We start from the raw sequence: 18684 nt of genomic DNA on the forward strand, positions 1-18684 counted from the left end.
TCCTTTAATCAGCCAACCATCAGGCGGTCTTCCGGCCGCTTGATGTGGGCGCGTTTCCGGGTGTTTTGCCGTATGGCGAAGAACAAAGCCAAGGTCATCGGCCCCAGCCGTCCAATGAACATGGTCAGTATGAGCATAATCCGGCTGACCGTGCCCAAAAAGGGTGTCAGATTGGCACTGAGCCCCACGGTGCCGAAAGCCGATACCGATTCAAAGAGCACGTCATCCAGCCCTCCATGGGCCACCATGGGGTCGCCGAGGCCCAGCTCAATCATGCTGATCACCATGGTCACGCCCACCACCAGCACCAAAGCCAGCATGGCAATGGCCACCGCCCGGGTAATGGTACCCCAGGAAAGGCTCTTTCCAAAGATTTCGATCTCTCGCTTACCCCGGATCACGCTGATCACCAGCAGAATTAAAACGGCGATGGTGGTCGTTTTGATGCCGCCGCCGGTGGATGCCGGGGAAGCGCCAATGAACATCAGGATAACGGTAAAAAATTTACTGGCGGGCGTTAGCGCCGCCTGATCCACCGTGGCATAACCCGCTGTCCTGGCACTCACCGACTGGAACATGGCCGCCATGATTTTCTCAAAGGGGTTCATCCCCTCCGCCCCTAGGGTTCCCGGATTGTTCCACTCCAAAACGGCGATGACCAGTGTACCCACCACGATGAGCAGAGCGCTCATGGACAGCACCACCTTCGCCTGAAGGCTGAGCCGGTTAAAGCGCCGCTTGTTGTTGGCCTCCAGAATAACCGTGAAGCCAAGACCGCCGATAATGATCAAAGCCATGATCGTGAAATTGATCATGAAATCCTCACGGAAGGGCATGAGACTCTGTCCGGTACCGAAAACGTCGAATCCTGCGTTGCAAAATGCTGAGATGGAATGAAAGAAGGAATAATAAAGTCCCTTTGCAAACCCATAATAGGGTACAAGCCGTGTGGACAGCAGGGCCGCGCCCACAAGCTCCACCGTCAAAGTCATGATGAGGATGCTGCGGGTCAGCTTAACCAGTCCCTGAAGTCCGCTTTCATTGAGGGCCTCCTGCATGACCAGCCGCTCCTTCAGCGTGATTCTCTTGCGAAGAATCATGAACAGGAACGTGGCGCAGGTCATCAGACCCAGACCGCCAAACTGGATGAGGGCGATGATTACAATCTGGCCAAAGATGGAGAAGGTGGATCCCGTTTCCACCACCACAAGCCCGGTCACGCATACCGCAGAGGTGGAGGTAAAAAGGGCATTCAAATAGCCCACGCTTTCCCCGCTGCGGGAAGCAATGGGCAAATTGAGCAATAGGGAGCCGACCAGAATCACCAGCGCAAAGCCGCCCACCAAAATCTGAACCGGTTTCAAATGGATACGGCTGCGCAGTTTGTTGAACATTTGCACAATCCAGGCCATGCCTGCGCCTCCTCCATTTTGCGTATAGAGGAATCATACCATTGTGAAACCCGCTTGGCAAGCCCTGGCTTCCTATAATCAGCTCAGGGAGGATGAGAATTCTGTGTTCACCATCATGTGATCCTTAAAGTATTTGTAATCCACCACTTTCTGATCGTCGACGACACGGCGGGGCAGCTCAATGGTAAAGGTGGTGCCTTCATTCTCTTCGCTTTCAAAGCTCACCTTACCGCCATGAAGGTCCACAAAGGACTTGACCATGGCCAGACCTATGCCGCTGCCGCTTCCCCGAACCTTCCTCGGATCCCCCACGCAATATAGATCAAATACCTTGTCCCGGATGGAATCCGGCACGCCGGCGCCTTGATCGGATACGGTGATCTCCACCGTGTCCGCCAGGGATGCGACCCCCACCACGATCACTCCGCCCGGCCGGGAAAACTTTACCGCATTGGACAGCAGATTGAGCATGATATGTTCCAGCTTATGAATGTCCACAGCCGCCACACACCGGTCCTCACTGCTGACAAATTGGAATGAAAGACCTCTTTGCGTGATGTAGGGCACGACCGTGTTACAGATGCCTGCCACCACCGATACCAAATCACAGTTGCAGGGACAAAGGGTCATGTATCCGGCGTTGATCTTGGAAAAATCGATCAGCATGTTGGCCTGACGGAGCAGCCGATAGCAGTTGAGGCGCATGGCTTCCAGCTTATTCTCCAGATCCAGCGGCCTGCCCGAGCGAACGAGAATCTCCAAAACCTGGATGGTTCCCAGAATCGAGTTGAGCGGCGTTCGGAGCTCGTGGGACACGTTGGACAGGTATTTGAACAAGGCGCGGTTCTCCTCCACCTTTTCTTCGAGGATTCCATTGGTTCTTGCCGTTTCCCACCGGTCGGTGATATCCACGGCAATAACCAGTGTCCAGTTTCTGCCCTCCGCCGCTAGAGGCATCAGATAGGTTTTAATGCACCGGCATTCATCGGCAAAAGCAAGGACCTGCTCGAAGACCATGCCCTCTCTCGCTTCACTCAGCTTTTGGATTTTTTCATAAAAATGCCGCCATGGGTCATCCCCGATGGAGGGCTGAAAGCAGTGCACATATTGAAGCGCCCGTTCATTGGCCAGCACCACATCGTTGCGTTCCAGCACGAAGGCACATTCGGTGATTCCGTTCACCAGCCATTCCATCATCCGCTCATAATCTCCAACATCCTTGGAAGCCCCATGGCTTGCAAGCACGCTTTTCCCCAGAAGCACCATCAAGCTGAAAATAAGCCGTCTATTTTGAGCGCTCCACGGATTGCGGATTCTTGGGTCAGGCACGATCAAAAATACGTGATCCCCGTCCAGGTCGCACTGAAGCCATATCAGGTTCTGAATGCCCGCACTCTTTAGGATCTTTGCTCTGTCCGAGCGTTCATGGCAATCCAGCTCCAGCAGGGAATGTTTCCGCGCATCCTTTAAAAACACCCTGCCGGCAGGCCCATTCAGACACTCTTCCCACCAGGCTTCGCTTTTTTCACCGAAGCAGCACCACAGCCGTTCGCCGGTTTGGCGCAGCACGCAAAGGGCCATATCCTGTGCGTTCAGGGCCGCGCTCATTCTGCTGAGGATAATTCGGCGGCCGCTGGCCGTACCGCCCTGCTCCAAGTGATGATTCAGCGTCTGATAGAGAATAAGGGCAAGCTTGTCCTCCAAATCTTCGGCCTGCAGCAATTCTCCCTCGTCCACAAAATTTTCCTCACGGGTTGCCATGGTTCACGCTCCTTTACGAATGTATGACCTCTAATGTAACATGATCATATCATAAATTTAAACTTCATGTTAATTATATAATGCAATAGTAATCCTGCAACAAAAAATACCATATATTAAAAAGATTTAAGTGTTTATAATATTAAGAGGGTGGTGATACAACAATGGCTCCAATTGTCATTCAGCCAAAAGATTCGGATACGAGCACAACATTCAGTGTGCGCGTGCAAAAGGAATTGGTGGCGACCTTCGATCGGCTTTCTCAAAAAACGGGCCGTTCCCGCAATGAGCTCATCAATATGGCGATGAAATACTTTGCGGACAATGCGGTCATAGCTGAACCCAAAAGTCAATACGATACCGGCGGTAAGGGATATACCGTCATCGAGCCCAAATCCAAAAATCCATAATAAAAGAAATCATCCACTTTTGATGGATGATTTCTTTTATTAATGGAATGCCGTGCACCCGCCCCTCGACTCGTTGTTCCAAGCGGACACTTGGCAGGTGGCTCCAGCCAGGCCATCCCGCGGCACACCAGGTCATTTGCTTACTGCTGCTTCCTTCCGGACCTGACAGGGTTCACAAAGCCTGATTGCACGGGACCCGACCATCAACACTCCTTACCAAGCCCAGACCTCACAACAAAAAGCCTCCGGGCAGGAATTCAGCCCTGCTGTAGCGGATTGCAGGTACAAGGCACCGCTAACTCCCCGCCTAGCACGGCAAATTTTAGGCTTAACCCATTGTACACGATTCAAAGCCTTCAATCAAGTTCTTTCTTCCGGCAAAAATTGGCCCGGCAAAAGTGAAGGATTCCGGTCCCGGCCAACGTCCAAGGGTTAGACGGAAGAACGAACGTATCGGAGGAGGCAAATCATGAATCCCCAAAAGAAAAAGGTAGGCTATTTTACGCTGGGTATCGCTCTATTGTTGACCGGCGTGCTGATTTTATGCCGACTGATCATGGACTTTGATGTCATACCCTACTTGCCCTATGCGTTTCCCATCGTCTTTATCGCACTGGGTCTTGAATTTCTGCTCACCCGAATCTTTGCAGAGCGGATGAATCCGCCCCGCCAGGTGGGTGCCAGTGCCATCGCCATCGTACTTTTGGTATTTTATCTGCTGTGCGTGGGCGGCACCTATTTCGTAGGCTACGTGGCTGGAGAAAACGGCTGGAATATCCACCGCATTGTACGCAGCTGGGACGACCGCGTGAATGGACACTATGTCGTGCAGCCGCCTCTCGTTCTCAAGGCTGATGCCCAAAAGCCGCTGGTGGTGGAAAGTTCCTACGGAGACATTCATGTGCGGGAATCTCAAGACGGCGAGATCATTGCCACTCCCAGCATTCCGGTGGGCCGGGAGGCCGATATGCCCGAAATGATCCTGGAGGAACAGGCCGATCGGTACTATCTCAAGGTGACTCCCAGGGACGACGGCAGCATTCCGCCGGTGGATCTTGACATCGTCCTGCCCGCACTGCCTTCTGTGGAAATACGCTCCTCCTACGGGGATATCGATATACTGGACATTGGGGGCAATGTTGCCGTGGACAGCGCCTTCGGCGATGTGTCCATCGATGTCTGCCAGGGTACGGTCAGCGTGCGCCTGGCCAACGGCGATATCGAGATCAGCGAGATTAAAAAGGACGTCACAGCGGAAAACTCCTTTGGGGACATGGAATTGGCCGGCATTGGCGGCAGTGTTAAGCTGACCAATCAAAACGGCGACATCACCCTTGCAGGCATTGCCGGCGACATTGATGCTTCCTGCAGTTTTGGTGATATCGATTATGAGCATGCTGCTCGGGACCTCGAGAATGCCACTCTGTCCGCCAAGGCCCGCTTTGGCAGCATTTCCGCCGATTCCCTCACCGACAAAGTCAACCGCCAGACCACCTCCGACAGCCTGGATATGACCTTGGGTGACGGCGGCAAGAAGGTTACCTTGACAACGCAAAACGGCTCGATTACCATTGATTAAAGGATCATGGAATATTGCGAGGTGAGCGTGCTGACCGATCCGGAGGTGATCCAGCGCGTGCTGGACGGCGACACCGATCTATTTGAGATTCTGGTGGAACGCTATCAAAATCACGTCTATGGAACGGTCTACCGTTTCCTGGGCGGTCATAGTGATGTGGATGACGTGGCCCAGGAGGTGTTTGTTACCGCCTATAAAAATCTGGGCCGCTTTGCTTACCGTTCACAATTTTCCACGTACCTGTACCGGATTGCTGTCAACAAATGCATCGACTGGGCGCGCAAAAATAAACGGGAAACCTCCCGGCGCCACACCGACGCTTCGGAGGAGCTTCCCATTTTGGACCAGCTTCCCGACCGCGATCCTTCGCCGGAGGAAGCGTTTATCCGTAAAAAAGAGCGGCAGAGCGTGCAGGCAACCTTGGACGATCTGTCCGAGCGATACCGAAGCGTTCTCATTCTTTACTACTACCAGGAGCTCTCCTACAAGGAGATCGCCCATGTGCTGGATTTGCCCGTACGGACGGTGGAAACGCGGCTTTACCGCGCTCGGCACGCCTTTGAGAAGCACATGAAGAAGGAAGGTGAACCGCATGAAAAACAAGGATAATACCTTTCAGGATATGCCTCGCTATCCCGCGCCGCCGGCGCCCAAGAACTTCTCCCGGAATGTCATGAAGGCCATCCATTTGGAGGAGCGGCAGCCTGTTCGCAGCGCCTCCCCATTCATGAAGAATTCACTTCGTGTGGGACTCAGCCTTGTAACGGCGAGCCTCATTATCATCGCCCTGCAATTTTCCAACCTCAGCTTCCCCCCATCGGGACAGGGCGGCGGATTCCAGCAATCCCTTCAATCCTTCGGCACACGAGTGGAGGATGGCTTCTATGATTTTTTGGATTTCATCACCATGCCATTCTCTTTTGATAAATAAGGAGGTCTCCGATGCAATATCATCCTCGCGCAAAAAGTGGATTTTTGGCGGTTCTTTTCTCCCTGGTTCCCGGCTGTGGATTGATGTATATGGGGCTCATGACCCGGGGCGCACAGTACCTGGCCGCCTTTTTTCTGGGCCTGCTGTTTTTAAGCGTTATGCCCATGCAGTATCTGGGGCTTTTCTTTGCCCTGCTGGTACTTTGCTACAACGTTTTTGATACCCTGCATATCCACCGCCAGCTAAAACTCGGCTTCCCCGTGGAGGACAAAGGCTTTGTGGATTTCAAGATGCCCAAAATTACGGCTGTCCATATCGGCATACTGCTGCTTATTCTGGGCGGCATGTGGGGCGTAAAGATCGTGGAAAACCTGCTATGGCAGTACAATGTGGTCGTTCTGGCCCGCATCATCAATGTGGCCACCAACTTTGTGGGCCCGGCAGGTCTGGTGCTGATTGGCCTTTATGTTCTTCTCCGCGGACGAAGAAACCCCTCTTAAATTAGAACCCTTCAGGAAATCCTGAAGGGTTCTTTTAATGATTCTTCGGCAAAACAGGCGGGGTCAATCAGTTTACCGATTCCACCAATTGCAGAGTAAACTTAAAACTATCGTCTGCCCAATCAGAAGGACTGTCAATGGATGTATAATCATGGGTAAAGAAATATGTTTCGCCGGGCCCTGACGGCTCCCCAGACGGGGTGATTTTGCCCGGCCGATTTCCAGGGGCGATCCGTGTTCTTGGCAAAGCCGTCCGCCGCACAGCACAGGCTTCCTTTTTCACCTTTGCCAGCCCTGCGCATACATTATAGTAGACCCTGAATATTCCCAACGCACAACCTTGCGTTTTCTCCTCAAAGAATACAAACAAGGCAGCCCGCAGGCTGCCTTGTTTTTTACTTCTTCTTCCCATCAGCGTTTAACGCTTCGGATAATCACGAACGCACCCACCAGCATGAGAGCTACGGGGAACACGATCCGATAGGGGATATTGAATCCCATCACTTCCAGCATGGCGATGACGCCGATGATGACCAGGATACCGCCGAAGATCATTGCCGCTTTGTTCCCGCCGCCGAGATGCTGCTCCTGACCCACCACGTTGCTGTTCTCATCCACCACCGGTCCATGGTACGGGTCCGATTCAGCCTGTTCGGCATGGCTCGGGCCCTCCGAAGGCCCCGAAGAAGCCGTACTCTCGTAGGTCGTGGTCGTGGTGTAACCGCCTCTTACCGGCGTGGGCCCTTGAGGCAGGATGATGGCGCATACGATGTAAACCAGAACGCCGGCAAACAAAGTGAAGAAACTGATGATCACCCACAGCACCCGGACCAGGCCCACATCCAAATTGAGAGAGTTGGCCAGACCAGCGCACACACCAGCAATCACCCGGTCATTCATTGAACGAATCCATGGTTTCATTTTTTTCGCTCCTTTTTGTTTCGCATTTGTAGCTTAGACGGGCGGCGCGAAAAAATTCCTTCATATTTTTCAAAAATTATTGTATGGCGCCGGATACAGCCTGCCACATGGAATCCCGGCCATAATCCTGCTGCCAGACGGCAGCGCCTTTCAAATGATACTGTTTAACCAAGGCGGCCTTTTTCGCCACCGATTGATCGTCCTCGTACCACAGGCGGTGCAGCAGGCCCTGCTTGTCCACAAAGCTGAGATAGCGCACCTGAAACTCGTTGGACCATGTGTCCCGGGTTATCCAGCGGTCCACTGCGAGCGCCTGATTGCGCACGGTAACTTCCCCATCGGAATTCAGCTTTTCAATCTGCGCTCTCAGCACGGCCACCGCTTTCATGCCGCCATTCTTCCAGATCGGTTCCGCATCCCGCTCCACATCCTCGGCGCCTTCCGGAATGGCATGGGGAAAATCATACCCATAGAAGGGGATGCCCAGGATGAGCTGATCGGATGGAATCTCCCAAAGAGCTCTCCGCAGCCGGTCCTCCACCCAGGGCAGCGCCGCACCTGGGCCTGCCGTTTCCGAGGAAGCGGTGTGCTGGTCATAGGCCATCAAAGCGATGTAGTCGGCCGCCTCCGCCAGGGAGGGATAATCATAGCTTTGATACCAATTATCCGGCTGTTCCACAGCAGTTTTTACCGTCACCGACACACATACCGTCTTATCCTTCGGCAAGGACGATTTGACCTGAAACACCAATGCGGAATAGTCCATCTTGTTGTCGGGGTCCATGCGCTCAAAATCAAGGCACAGACCATCCAGATTCAAGGTCTCCACCTGCTCCGCCAGCCACGCGCAGAAAGCCTGCCGGGTGGTCCCATCGGTGATGACCCGCTTGCTGAGCTCGGGATTGAAGCTGACCACCGTGCCCCAGACTTCAGCTCCCGCCCCATGGGCGCTGTTCACATAGCCCTCGAAGTCGGCGTTGGCCCCCTGATCCGCAATGTTTTCAAAGCTGGGGGTGCCGCTCGCGCCCTCCTCCACGTAAAGCCATGTGGGGCAAAGAACGTTGACCCCTTCCGGAACGCCTTCAAAGGCCGTCGGTTTATAATCCCATGTCATCACATATTTGTCCGCTGGTTCCGGCCGCACGTTGTCCTCCCAGTTGGGGGTGGGCGCCGCGCCCTGAGCCGGGGGCGGTGTGCCGAAGATGGCGCCGCTTGCCGGCGTATCCCCGCCGCAGCCTTTGGCCGCAATCACAATGATTGCAATAAGAATTATGAGACCAAGGCCCGCAGAAAACAGGGTTTTCCAAGGGATGGATCTCTTCTTTTTCTTGCGGTCCATCTTTCGAAGATGGGGGGATGGCACACGGCCACCCCCCTTATTTGTAGATTTCAAATTTTTCCTCCGTTATGCAGCGGAATCTATTTGGTGCCAAACAGCCGATCGCCGGCATCGCCCAGACCCGGCACGATATAGCCATGGTCGTTGAGTTTTTCATCCAGCGCCGCCGCATAGATATCCACGTCAGGATGATCCTTCTGAATTCGAGCCACGCCCTCCGGCGCCGCCACCAAAACCATAAGCTTGACGTTTTTGCAGCCCCGATCCTTGATAAACTGGATGGCCGCCGATGCACTGCCGCCGGTGGCCAGCATGGGGTCGAGTACAATCAGTTCCCGCTCCTCCGCGTCGTAGGGCAGCTTGCAGTAGTACTCCACGGGCTTCAGGGTTTGGGGATCGCGGTATAAGCCGATATGCCCCACTTTTGCCGCAGGGATGAGGCTCAAAACGCCGTCCACCATGCCAAGGCCCGCACGAAGAACCGGTACCAGCCCCAGTTTCCGGCCGGAAATAACCTTGAACTTTGCCTTCATGATGGGCGTTTGAATCTCCGTCTCCTCCAACTGCAGGTCCCGGGTGGCCTCGTAGGCCATGAGCATGGAAATCTCATTCAGCAGTTCCCGGAATTCCTTGACCCCCGTGCTCTCGTCCCGCATCAGGGAAAGCTTGTGCTGTATCAAAGGATGGTCCACCACACAGAATTTGCTCATTCTTAAACCCCCTTGAATTTATTCCTATACACTTTAACCATTATAACGTAATGGGACAGGCCTTGGCAATCATCAATCGGCAAATCAGCCTATGTCTCCCTCGAATTTTCCAGCTTCTGCAGCACCGACTGCACCGTTTCCTCAAGTTTTTCAGCCACGGCCTCATACGTTTCAAGATCTCCGCCATAGGGGTCCTCCACATCGGTGCGAAGACCCCAGGCATAGGGCATCAGCGGATGAATCCGTTCCGCAAAGCGGGGGTACCGTTCCCGGAGCAGCTGAGCTTGTCCATGGCCCATGCACAGGACGAGATCCGCCTTTGGAATGGCCTCCTCCACCGGACGGGCACGGTGATGGGCAAGATTGATTCCCCGCCTTGCCATCGCCTTTACCGCATGCTCCGAAGCCGCCTCGCCGCCCAGGGCCGCCATGCCTGCGGAGCCAGCTCTCACGCGGCTGCTCATTCCCATCACCTCCGCCCAATGGTTGAACAGCGCCGCCGCCATGGGCGAGCGGCAGGTGTTTCCGGTACAGACGAAAAGAACGTGAATCATGCTACACCTCCACCACATGAAATCCCGACGCTCGAAGCAAACGGTTCATCACCGCAAGCCCGATGCCCGCCTTGTCCACGCCCTGAATCAGGATGAGTCCTGCACCCGCCTCATCCAGTGCCCTCAGTTCGGCAAAAACACTGTGAGCGGCCTCCCCGGTGCTCCCGCCCATGACCCGGACCCGGCGTCCGCCCAGATTCTTTGCTACATCGGCCAGAGCCAGAATGTACGGATTTTCCTCCAGATGTTCATCATACCAGCTGCCAAGCGCTTTTGCCACATGGCCCACTTCGCCTTCAAACAAAATCGCCGGCGCTTTGGGCGCGTAGTGTTTGTGTTTCATACCCGGCGACGGCGCCGCCGCATCCTTTTCAAGCGGCATAAGAGCGCTCTCGTGGACCCGCACTTCGCCCAGCAGTCCGCGCAGCTCCTCCGCCGTCACCCCACCCGGCCGCAGTACCACCGGCACTTCCCCCGTCGTATCCAGCACCGTGGACTCAAGGCCCACCTTGGAAGGACCTCCATCCAAGATGGCAGGAATCTTCCCCCCCAGATCCTCCAGCACATGGCGCGCTTCAGTGGTGCTGGGCCGGCCGGAGGTGTTGGCACTGGGCGCGGCAATGGGCAGTCCGGACGCTAAAATAAGCCGCTGGGCCACGGGATGGGCCGGCCAGCGCACAGCCACCGTGTCCAGTCCCGCCGTGACCGCTTGTCCCACCTTTTCCCCTTTGGGCATAATGAGGGTCAGCGGACCAGGCCAAAAGGCCTCCATGGCCTTCCTCGCCGCCTCTGGAACGCGCCTCACCAGACCCTCCAGCTGCTCCCTGGCCGCAATATGCACGATGAGGGGGTTGTCCGAGGGCCGGCTCTTGGCCGCGAAGATTCGAGCCACCGCCTCAGGATTTGTTGCATCCCCCGCAAGACCGTAAACCGTCTCCGTAGGCATGCCCACTACCTCGCCCCGCTGAAGCAGCTTGGCCGCTTCCCGGATATAGGTCTCCGTTCCCGGCCACACCTTGGTATCGTACACGTTCAGTCCTCCTTTTTTTAAAAAGCGGCGGTCAATGCGATCCCCGCCATCACGCCGAAGCATAGGCCCATCACATTGAACCTTCCCCGGTGAAGCTGGTAGGCCTCCGGCATGAGCTCGCCCACCACCACATACAGCATGGCGCCGCCGGCATAGGCCAAAGAAAAATCAATCACCCACTGGGAGATCTCTCCCGCCCAGAGGCCAAGGCCTGCGCCCAGCGCCGTGGGCAGTCCCGACAGCGCCGCGTACCAAAAGGCCTTGCCCGCCTTCCAACCGCCCGCCACCAGAGGGGTGACCATGGCGATGCCTTCAAAGATATCGTGCAGTGCAATGACCAGGCACATCCCCACGCCATAGCTCACCGATTTGATGAATCCGACGCCCACCGCCAGTCCCTCCGGAAAATTGTGCAAAGCCACGCCAATAACCAGCATGAGCCCCGCCCGCACCAGCGGTGAAACCTTATCGTCTCGTTTGAGCCGCATGATTAGGCTGTCCACCACCATGCCCGTGCCCACTCCAAAGAGCACGCCCCCAAAGCCAAGGGCGAAGCCGCCGGAGGCGAGGGAGGACGGAATGAGGTCAAAACAAACCACGGCCAGCATCAGCCCCGCGCAAAAGCTCATCACCGCCGAAAGAGTGCGGTCCTTGGGATTGCCTAAAAAAAAGGCCAGTCCACCTCCGAGAGCCGTACCCAGCACACCGGAGGCCAAGGACAGAGCCAAAATTATTTCATATTGCATTGCCATCCCCCTTCCCCTATATATACAGGAAAGGGAACAGGGGTATGCTTTACAGACCCGCCTTTTCGAGCTTTCTCGCCTGATCCTCCAGCACGAGGGCATCCAGCACCTCGTCCATATCGCCGTCCAGGAAGGCGTCAAGTTTATAGATAGTGAGCCCAATCCGGTGATCCGTCACCCGGCCCTGGGGGAAGTTGTAGGTCCGAATCCGTTCGCTGCGGTCGCCGCTGCCCACCTGGCTTCTGCGGTTCTGCGCATATTCGGCATCCTTGGCCGATTGGAACTGATCCTTCAGCCGTGTGCGCAGCATGCGCATGGCCATCTCCTTGTTTTGGAGCTGGGAGCGCTCGTTCTGACACTGAACCACGATCCCCGTAGGCATATGGGTGATGCGAATGGCGGACGAGGTCTTGTTGATATGCTGTCCGCCTGCTCCCGAGGAACGGTAGGTGTCGATGCGAAGGTCTCCCGGGTTGATATCCACCTCCACGTCCTCCGCTTCGGGCAGCACCGCCACCGTGATGGTGGACGTATGAATACGGCCGCCCGATTCCGTGGTAGGCACCCGCTGCACCCGGTGCACGCCCGATTCGTACATAAGCCGGGAGAAGGCCCCCTTGCCTCTTAGCATGAAGGAGGCTTCCTTCACGCCGCCAAGCTCCGTTTCAGACAGGGACAGCACTTCCGGCGTCCAGCCTCGCCGCTCAGCGTAACGGGTGTACATGCGCATGAGATCCATGCCGAAAAGGGCCGCTTCCTCCCCGCCCGCACCGGCCCGAATCTCCATAATCACGTTGCGGTCCGCATCGGGATCCTTAGGCAGAAGCAGAATCCTGATATCCTGCTCCATCCTTTGAAGCGTTTCCTGAACCTCCGGCTCCTCCGCTTCCGCAAGCTCCCGAATTTCCGGATCGCTGTCCTCCATCATGGCCCGCAGCTCTTCCAGCTCCCGGGCCTTGGCACGATAGCCGTTGTAGGCCTCCACCAATTCGCTGAGTTCGGCATGTTCCTTGGCCAGCCCGGTGAACCTATTTTGATCGGCCACCGTCTCCGGCTGGCTCAGCAGTATGGCCAGCTCCTCATAGCGGGACCGGGCCCGTTCCAATTGATCGAGAAACATTCTTTCACTCCTTCAGCCAGCCGCAGCCCACAAAAATCCGGGGAATGCCGCTATAATCCTGGATACAGTAGGTTCGTTCAAAAAGCGGTGCCATGATCTGCCGCACAGAGGAATCCTGACCCTGGCCCAGCTCAAGAAGCATCACGCCGCCCTTTTTGAGGGGCATGGGCTCCCCGGCCAGCCTTCGGTAAAAATCCAGGCCGTCCGCACCGCCGTCCAGCGCACTTAAAGGCTCGTGATCCCGTACTTCGGTCATCAGGCCCTCGATATCCCCCGTTGGAATGTAGGGAGGATTGGACAGCACACCGTCCAGCCGTACATCCTCGCTCAGCCCGGAAAACAGATCGCTTCGGAGAAGCGTTATGCGATCCTCCACAGCCAATCTTTGAGCATTTTTTTGGGAAAGGGCCAGAGCTCTTTCGTTCACATCCAAGCCGTAAGCTTTGGCGCCCGGCATTCTTTTCAGCACACTGAGCGCAATGGCGCCGCTGCCCACACCCACATCGGCAAAAACCGATTTGGGAGATAGACAGCGCAGGGCCTCCTCCACCAAAAGCTCCGTTTCCGGTCTTGGGATGAGCACACCGGGTTCCACATAAAAGGTCTCGCCCATAAAATCCCATTCGCCAACAAGGTACTGCAGGGGATGACCCTCCCGTCTTTTAGCGGTCAGCTCCCGGCATGTCGCCCAAAGCGGCTGTGACAGCGGTTCGTCCAGCTTGAACAGCAGTTCCGCCGGCTTTTGCCTCGTCACATGGGCCAGAATCATCCTGGCCTCCCATCTCGGCTCCTCCGTTCTCGCCTTCAGCGCCTCCGTCATTGTCTGCAAGGCTTTCCTGATATTCATCGGGCACCTCCCCGGTCAATGCTGCATTGAAGGAGGCAAGGGATACCTCCAGCATACTGTCATCGGGCTCCTTGGTGGTCAGCCGCTGAAGCAGCATCCCCGGGTAGCGCACGATGCGTACGAATAAATTATCGGACTTGGCGGACAGCTTCAAGATCTCGTAGGACAGGCCCGCTACGATGGGCAGACACGCAATGCGAAGCAGGGACCGTTCCCACCAGGAACCGGAATAGCCCAGCAGCGCAAAAAACAGGATACTAATAAAAATGACCAGGAACAAGAAGCTGGTACCGCACCTTGGGTGAAGTCTTGACATCTTCCGGGCGTTCTCCACCGTAAGAGGAAGCTCATGCTCATAGCAGCTGATCACCTTGTGCTCAGCGCCGTGGTATTGAAACACGCGTCGGATGTCCCTCATCAGGGACACCGCAACCATATAGCCAAGGAATACCAGCATACGGATAAGCCCCTCGATTAGGTTTTTGCCAAAGGAGGATTCTACGCCGCCCACCACCAGCTGGGTCAAAAATGTGGGAAGCAGAATAAAAAGGCCCACCGCCAAAGCCACGCCCAGCACCAGCGCCATGGACATCATCACATCCATCACGCTCTTGCCCAGTTTTTTGGAGAGCCACAGCTCAAACCTGGAGGCTTCCCCCTCCTCGTCCATATCCTGAAGCTTCGCCGAATCCAGCTGGACCTTGATGCCCAGTTTCAGCGTCAGCGCAAAATTGACCACGCCCCGAATGATGGGCCAGCTTAAAACGCCTTTGGCAGGGGGGCGCCGGTCCTCCACTTCCACCACTTCAATATTGCCCTTAGGCCTGCGTACGGCCATATAAGTATTTTTCGGACCGCGCATCATCACGCCCTCCAGCACCGCTTGGCCGCCAATATTGGTTTTCTTCATAACCGCTCCTTTTCCGTGTAAGAAAAATACAGACCAGGGCATGCCCGGTCTGTATTCCTATGCGACATCATCAAAGGCCGTAACGCTTCTTGAAGCGGTCCACACGCCCGCCAGTATCCACGAGCTTCTGCTTCCCCGTAAAGAACGGATGACACTTGGAACAGATTTCAACCCGCAGATCCTTTTTTACAGAACCGGTCTTGAATGTTTCGCCGCAAGCGCATGTGACAGTCGCTTCGCCATAGTTTGGATGTATATTCTCCTTCATTTTGCATTCACCTCTTTCGCCCGCAGCTAATCGCATATTCGTTGCGGGGATTATAATACCATAACTTTTTAAGAAAGTCAACCTTTCTTGTACTATCTTCCGGCAGAATATCCTTGCTTTTCCCAAATATTTAACCAGCCCTGAAGGCGGTCGAAAAATTCGTCGTTGTTCCCCGTTTTGGCCAGCATGGAGATGAGCTGTTCCATGGATTCCTGGGAGTTGTTTCCGGACAGCAGTCTTCGCATGGTGAAGACGCCTTCCAGCTGTTTTTGGCTGAGCAAAAGCTCCTCCCGCCGGGTGCCCGACTTGTTGAGATCGATGGCGGGGAACACCCGCTTTTCCGAGAGCTTCCGGTCGAGGTGGATCTCCATGTTGCCCGTGCCCTTGAATTCCTCAAAGATGATCTCGTCCATGCGGCTGCCCGTCTCCACAAGGGCCGTGGCGATGATGGTCAGGCTGCCGCCGCCCTCGATGTTTCGGGCCGCGCCAAAAAAGCGCTTGGGCTTGTGAAGGGCCGCCGGATCAAGGCCGCCGGAAAGGGTTCTGCCGGACATGGGCACCGTCAGGTTGTAGGCCCGCGCCAGGCGCGTGATGCTGTCCAGCAGCACCACCACGTCCTTTTTATGCTCCACCAGGCGCTGGGCCCGTTCCAGCACCATCTCCGCTACCCGGGTGTGGTGTTCCGGGAGCTCGTCAAAGGTGGAGTAGATGACCTCGCCCTCAATGGAACGCTGCATATCGGTGACCTCCTCCGGCCGCTCGTCTATGAGCAGTACGATGAGGTGGCTGTCGGGATAGTTTTTCGATATGGAGTTGGCAATCTTCTTGAGGAGCGTCGTTTTTCCCGCTTTGGGCGGCGCCACAATGAGGCCGCGCTGCCCTTTGCCGATGGGTGCGATAATATCGATGAGCCGAATGGCCAGATCCTTTGAGCTGTTATCGTTCTCCAGCGTGTACCGCTCGTCGGGATAGACTGGCGTCAAGTCTTCAAAATGGATGCGGCGGTTAGCCGCTTCCGGCGGCTCGCCATTGATCTCCGTGATGTAAAGCATGGCAAGGAACCGTTCGCCTTCCTTGACAGGCCGGGTCTTGCCCTTCACCCAATCGCCGGTCCGCAGAGAGAATCTCCGAATCTGGGCGATGGATACGTACACATCCCGCGAACCGGGCAGATAGTTGTCTGAACGCAGAAAGCCGTAGCCCTCCGCATGTATGTCCAAAATGCCTTCGGCATCACCGCACTCACCCCCGTTTAAAAGCTCGGGAACAGCGGGGTTGTAGGTGCCGTATTCCTTGTTGTAGCTGCCCTCATTCCGTTTGAAACGGGGCTGATAGCCCGTACGCTGCTCTTCCTGGTCATTTCTCACGCCGGATTGTCCGCCGCCTGCATTGGGCTGGCCGCGCTGTTGATATCGTCTCGGCACATAGCCATGGGTTGCCGTAAGCTGAACCTGCTGTTGGGGCGGCGGTCCCATAAAACCCATTCTGGGAGCGGGCTTCTTCGCCTCCAGCTGAACGTTTCCCTGGGTCTGGCGCTCCGCGGCCGGCGCCTTCCGTTTTGGCGCTGCAGCTTCATTCTGCTCAACTTTCGTCTTGGCAGAGCTTTTCGCCGCCGGCCTCGGGCTTCGGGGCTTAGCCCGTTTCTCCGCAGGTTCCTGAGTCTTGGGCTTTTCCGCAATCGTCAAAATCGCTTCCACCAAATCGTCCTTTTTCAAACGGGTGGGAGCGTTCACGCCGACTTCCCGGGCCTTAACCCTCAAATCTTTAATGTTCATTTTTTGCAGTTCTTCACGATTCAACCACAAAACGCCCCTTTCCTGATGAAATGGTATAACAAATAAGGTGGAAAGACATTGAATGAAATTTTTGAAATACTGTTAGGTGTTAGAATGTTGAAGACCCATTGGATATGTCCATAAGCTGTAACATTATTGTATGCCAACCTCGCATAAACGTCAACGAAAACCTGAGGACCTCTACCATTATAAACAAAAACGCCGCCTCCTATACCCTTGGGGTATGGAAGCGGCGATTTTTCATGCTATTTTTTGAGTGCCGCAGCAATGAATTCACGGAACAAAGGATGGGCACGATTGGGTCGGGACAGGAACTGAGGCTCATACTGCACGCCCACAAACCACGGGTGATCCGCAAGCTCTACGGCCTCGATAAAGCCCTTCTCCGGCTGCCTTCCGGAGATGACCACACCCTTCAGGCGGCCGATCGTTTCCTCATCCAATTCGTACTTGCAGCGGTGGCGCTCCCTGATATCCATCTCGCCGTAAGCCTCATAGATCCGGGTGCCCGGTACCAGCTTCACCGGCTCGGCGCCCAGCCGGAACAGCGACTTGTCCTGAGGATCGGCATCCCTGCGGGAAAGCTTTGCAATGGGGCTTGTGGTATCGGGATCCACCTGAGCCGACTGAATGCCGGGAATCCCCACAACATTCTCACCATACTCCGCCAGCGCCATATGCATTCCCATGCCAATGCCCAGGAAGGCCAGACCGTTTTTCCTCGCATACTCGGCGGCAAGAAGTTTGCCCTCGGCGCCATGGCTGCTGAAATCGCTGGGCAGCAGGATCCCCTGGCAGTCTCCCAAAATGTCCTCCACCGTGTCCGGCGTGATATCCTGGGCGGCGATCCAGCGGATGTCCACCTCGGCATCGTTGGCGATGCCGCCATGCACCAGCGCCTCCGCGTCACTCAAATAGGCGTCCCGCAGCTTGATGTACCGGCCCACCAGCGCAATGGTGACCTTCTTATGGAGATTCTTGTGGCGGTCCACAAGTTCCGACCATTCCCGAATATCCGCCTCGCCGCAATCCAGCTTCAGCTTGCGGCATACAATATCATCCAGTCCCTCCTTGTGCAGAAGAAGCGGAATCTCATAGAGCGTCTCTGCATCGAGGTTCTGCACCACACAATCGGGCTGTACGTTGCAGAAAAGGCCGATCTTCCGTTTGAGCTCGTCATCCAGCGGCGCCTCGCTCCTGCACACGATGATATCCGGCTGAATGCCGATGCTGCGCAGCTCCTTCACCGAGTGCTGGGTAGGCTTCGTCTTCAGCTCTCCGGAAGCGCGGATATAGGGCACAAGGGTCACATGGATGTACAGACAGTTCTCCGCGCCCATCTCGGTGCGGATCTGGCGGATGGCCTCCAGGAAGGGTTGTCCCTCGATATCGCCCACCGTGCCGCCGATCTCAGTGATCACCACGTCCGGTTCCGACTCCATTTCCCGGCTGACGTTAAAGACCTCCCGCTTGATCTGATTGGTCACATGGGGAATCACCTGAACGGTGCCACCCTTGTAGTCCCCCTGCCGTTCCTTGTTGATGACCATCCAGTAGATCTGGCCCGCGGTCACACTGGAGGAATTGGCAAGATTTACATCAATAAATCGTTCATAATGACCAAGATCCAGGTCGGTCTCCTTGCCGCCCTCGGTGACGAAAACTTCACCGTGCTGGTAGGGACTCATCAAACCTGGATCGACGTTGATATAGGGATCAAATTTCTGAAGGGCCACCTTGAGGCCCCGCGTTTTGAGAAGCCGGCCCAAGGATGCCGCGGTGATGCCCTTGCCCAGGGACGACACCACGCCGCCGGTCACGAAGATGTACTTTGTAGCCATAAATATGAT

Annotated in this window: 18 protein-coding genes, 1 other RNA gene and 1 pseudogene; 5 read left to right on the top strand and 15 right to left on the bottom strand. The window is 55.7% G+C overall.

Annotation, left to right across the window (positions count from 1 at the left end):
- Positions 1–8: 8 nt before the first annotated feature.
- Together H8696_RS07490 and H8696_RS07495 are read right to left on the bottom strand one after the other, a co-directional pair.
- A complete protein-coding gene (locus tag H8696_RS07490; protein ID WP_249316299.1) occupies positions 9–1412 on the bottom strand; it encodes a TrkH family potassium uptake protein in 1404 nt (467 codons plus the stop codon).
- A gap of 78 nt (positions 1413–1490) precedes the next feature.
- Entirely contained in the window at positions 1491–3173 is a 1683-nt protein-coding gene (locus H8696_RS07495) for a sensor histidine kinase (RefSeq protein WP_249316300.1), read from the bottom strand.
- Between the two features lie 164 nt (positions 3174–3337).
- On the opposite strand from H8696_RS07495, the gene H8696_RS07500 reads away from it, so the two are divergent.
- Complete coding sequence (locus tag H8696_RS07500) at positions 3338–3583, top strand: CopG family ribbon-helix-helix protein (protein WP_249316301.1); 246 nt, start codon at positions 3338–3340, stop codon at positions 3581–3583.
- A gap of 50 nt (positions 3584–3633) precedes the next feature.
- On the opposite strand, the gene ffs is transcribed toward H8696_RS07500, so the two are convergent.
- An RNA gene (gene ffs / locus H8696_RS07505) (signal recognition particle sRNA large type) lies at positions 3634–3899 on the bottom strand.
- Positions 3900–4052: 153 nt separating this feature from the next.
- On the opposite strand from ffs, the gene H8696_RS07510 reads away from it, so the two are divergent.
- The 4 genes from H8696_RS07510 to H8696_RS07525 are packed head-to-tail and all read left to right on the top strand — an operon-like array spanning position 4053 to position 6593.
- Entirely contained in the window at positions 4053–5162 is a 1110-nt protein-coding gene (locus H8696_RS07510; protein ID WP_249316302.1) for a DUF4097 family beta strand repeat-containing protein, read from the top strand.
- Between the two features lie 6 nt (positions 5163–5168).
- Entirely contained in the window at positions 5169–5771 is a 603-nt protein-coding gene (locus H8696_RS07515) for an RNA polymerase sigma factor (RefSeq protein ID WP_249316303.1), read from the top strand.
- Positions 5755–6093 carry a hypothetical protein gene (locus H8696_RS07520; protein ID WP_249316304.1) on the top strand — a complete coding sequence of 113 codons (339 nt, stop codon included), beginning with the start codon at positions 5755–5757 and terminating at the stop codon, positions 6091–6093. Before H8696_RS07515 ends, H8696_RS07520 begins: the two co-directional genes overlap by 17 nt.
- A gap of 11 nt (positions 6094–6104) precedes the next feature.
- The gene (locus H8696_RS07525; protein WP_249316305.1) at positions 6105–6593 is read left to right on the top strand and encodes a hypothetical protein; all 489 of its coding nucleotides are present in this window, start codon (positions 6105–6107) and stop codon (positions 6591–6593) included.
- 411 nt (positions 6594–7004) lie between these two features.
- Here H8696_RS07525 and H8696_RS07530 read toward each other — a convergent pair whose 3' ends face one another.
- The 12 genes and pseudogenes from H8696_RS07530 to H8696_RS07585 form a co-directional block, all read right to left on the bottom strand.
- Positions 7005–7514 carry a PspC domain-containing protein gene (locus H8696_RS07530; protein WP_249316306.1) on the bottom strand — a complete coding sequence of 170 codons (510 nt, stop codon included), beginning with the start codon at positions 7512–7514 and terminating at the stop codon, positions 7005–7007.
- Positions 7515–7590: 76 nt separating this feature from the next.
- Complete coding sequence (locus tag H8696_RS07535) at positions 7591–8877, bottom strand: glycosyl hydrolase family 18 protein (protein ID WP_249316307.1); 1287 nt, start codon at positions 8875–8877, stop codon at positions 7591–7593.
- 56 nt (positions 8878–8933) lie between these two features.
- Positions 8934–9563, bottom strand: a complete 630-nt coding sequence (gene upp, locus H8696_RS07540; protein ID WP_249316308.1) for a uracil phosphoribosyltransferase — start codon at positions 9561–9563, stop codon at positions 8934–8936.
- Positions 9564–9652: 89 nt separating this feature from the next.
- A complete protein-coding gene (locus tag H8696_RS07545) occupies positions 9653–10117 on the bottom strand; it encodes a low molecular weight protein arginine phosphatase (protein WP_249316309.1) in 465 nt (154 codons plus the stop codon).
- A gap of 1 nt (position 10118) precedes the next feature.
- Positions 10119–11147, bottom strand: coding sequence for an L-threonylcarbamoyladenylate synthase (locus H8696_RS07550; protein WP_249316310.1), 1029 nt, complete (start codon positions 11145–11147; stop codon positions 10119–10121).
- Between the two features lie 17 nt (positions 11148–11164).
- Positions 11165–11893: a ZIP family metal transporter gene (locus H8696_RS07555; RefSeq protein WP_249316311.1), complete on the bottom strand. Its 729-nt coding sequence runs from the start codon at positions 11891–11893 to the stop codon at positions 11165–11167.
- Positions 11894–11942: 49 nt separating this feature from the next.
- The gene (gene prfA, locus H8696_RS07560; protein ID WP_249316312.1) at positions 11943–13013 is read right to left on the bottom strand and encodes a peptide chain release factor 1; all 1071 of its coding nucleotides are present in this window, start codon (positions 13011–13013) and stop codon (positions 11943–11945) included.
- 4 nt (positions 13014–13017) lie between these two features.
- Positions 13018–13860, bottom strand: a complete 843-nt coding sequence (gene prmC / locus H8696_RS07565; protein WP_330605398.1) for a peptide chain release factor N(5)-glutamine methyltransferase — start codon at positions 13858–13860, stop codon at positions 13018–13020.
- A 28-nt stretch (positions 13861–13888) separates the two neighbouring features.
- Positions 13889–14812: pseudogene (locus H8696_RS07570) on the bottom strand (DUF1385 domain-containing protein); the annotation flags it as partial.
- A 28-nt stretch (positions 14813–14840) separates the two neighbouring features.
- Positions 14841–15038: a 50S ribosomal protein L31 gene (gene rpmE, locus H8696_RS07575; protein WP_249316313.1), complete on the bottom strand. Its 198-nt coding sequence runs from the start codon at positions 15036–15038 to the stop codon at positions 14841–14843.
- Between the two features lie 92 nt (positions 15039–15130).
- On the bottom strand, positions 15131–16813 hold the full coding sequence (rho, locus tag H8696_RS07580; RefSeq protein ID WP_407926375.1) for a transcription termination factor Rho: 1683 nt from the start codon (positions 16811–16813) through the stop codon (positions 15131–15133).
- Between the two features lie 266 nt (positions 16814–17079).
- Complete coding sequence (locus H8696_RS07585; RefSeq protein ID WP_249316315.1) at positions 17080–18675, bottom strand: CTP synthase; 1596 nt, start codon at positions 18673–18675, stop codon at positions 17080–17082.
- Positions 18676–18684 lie beyond the last annotated feature (9 nt).

Origin of the sequence: Gehongia tenuis, from assembly GCF_014384795.1 — a bacterium.
GTDB classification, from domain to species: Bacteria; Bacillota; Clostridia; order Christensenellales; family NSJ-53; genus Gehongia; species Gehongia tenuis.

Coding starts and splice junctions, on each gene's coding strand:
- rho (WP_407926375.1), bottom strand. CDS start 16,813: ATGAACATTAAAGATTTGAGGGTTAAGGCCCGGGAAGTCGGCGTGAAC.
- prfA (WP_249316312.1), bottom strand. CDS start 13,013: ATGTTTCTCGATCAATTGGAACGGGCCCGGTCCCGCTATGAGGAGCTG.
- H8696_RS07515 (WP_249316303.1), top strand. CDS start 5,169: ATGGAATATTGCGAGGTGAGCGTGCTGACCGATCCGGAGGTGATCCAG.
- H8696_RS07555 (WP_249316311.1), bottom strand. CDS start 11,893: ATGCAATATGAAATAATTTTGGCTCTGTCCTTGGCCTCCGGTGTGCTG.
- H8696_RS07520 (WP_249316304.1), top strand. CDS start 5,755: ATGAAAAACAAGGATAATACCTTTCAGGATATGCCTCGCTATCCCGCG.
- H8696_RS07510 (WP_249316302.1), top strand. CDS start 4,053: ATGAATCCCCAAAAGAAAAAGGTAGGCTATTTTACGCTGGGTATCGCT.
- H8696_RS07490 (WP_249316299.1), bottom strand. CDS start 1,412: ATGGCCTGGATTGTGCAAATGTTCAACAAACTGCGCAGCCGTATCCAT.
- H8696_RS07545 (WP_249316309.1), bottom strand. CDS start 10,117: ATGATTCACGTTCTTTTCGTCTGTACCGGAAACACCTGCCGCTCGCCC.
- H8696_RS07585 (WP_249316315.1), bottom strand. CDS start 18,675: ATGGCTACAAAGTACATCTTCGTGACCGGCGGCGTGGTGTCGTCCCTG.
- rpmE (WP_249316313.1), bottom strand. CDS start 15,038: ATGAAGGAGAATATACATCCAAACTATGGCGAAGCGACTGTCACATGC.
- H8696_RS07530 (WP_249316306.1), bottom strand. CDS start 7,514: ATGAAACCATGGATTCGTTCAATGAATGACCGGGTGATTGCTGGTGTG.
- upp (WP_249316308.1), bottom strand. CDS start 9,563: ATGAGCAAATTCTGTGTGGTGGACCATCCTTTGATACAGCACAAGCTT.
- H8696_RS07500 (WP_249316301.1), top strand. CDS start 3,338: ATGGCTCCAATTGTCATTCAGCCAAAAGATTCGGATACGAGCACAACA.
- H8696_RS07525 (WP_249316305.1), top strand. CDS start 6,105: ATGCAATATCATCCTCGCGCAAAAAGTGGATTTTTGGCGGTTCTTTTC.
- H8696_RS07495 (WP_249316300.1), bottom strand. CDS start 3,173: ATGGCAACCCGTGAGGAAAATTTTGTGGACGAGGGAGAATTGCTGCAG.
- prmC (WP_330605398.1), bottom strand. CDS start 13,860: ATGAATATCAGGAAAGCCTTGCAGACAATGACGGAGGCGCTGAAGGCG.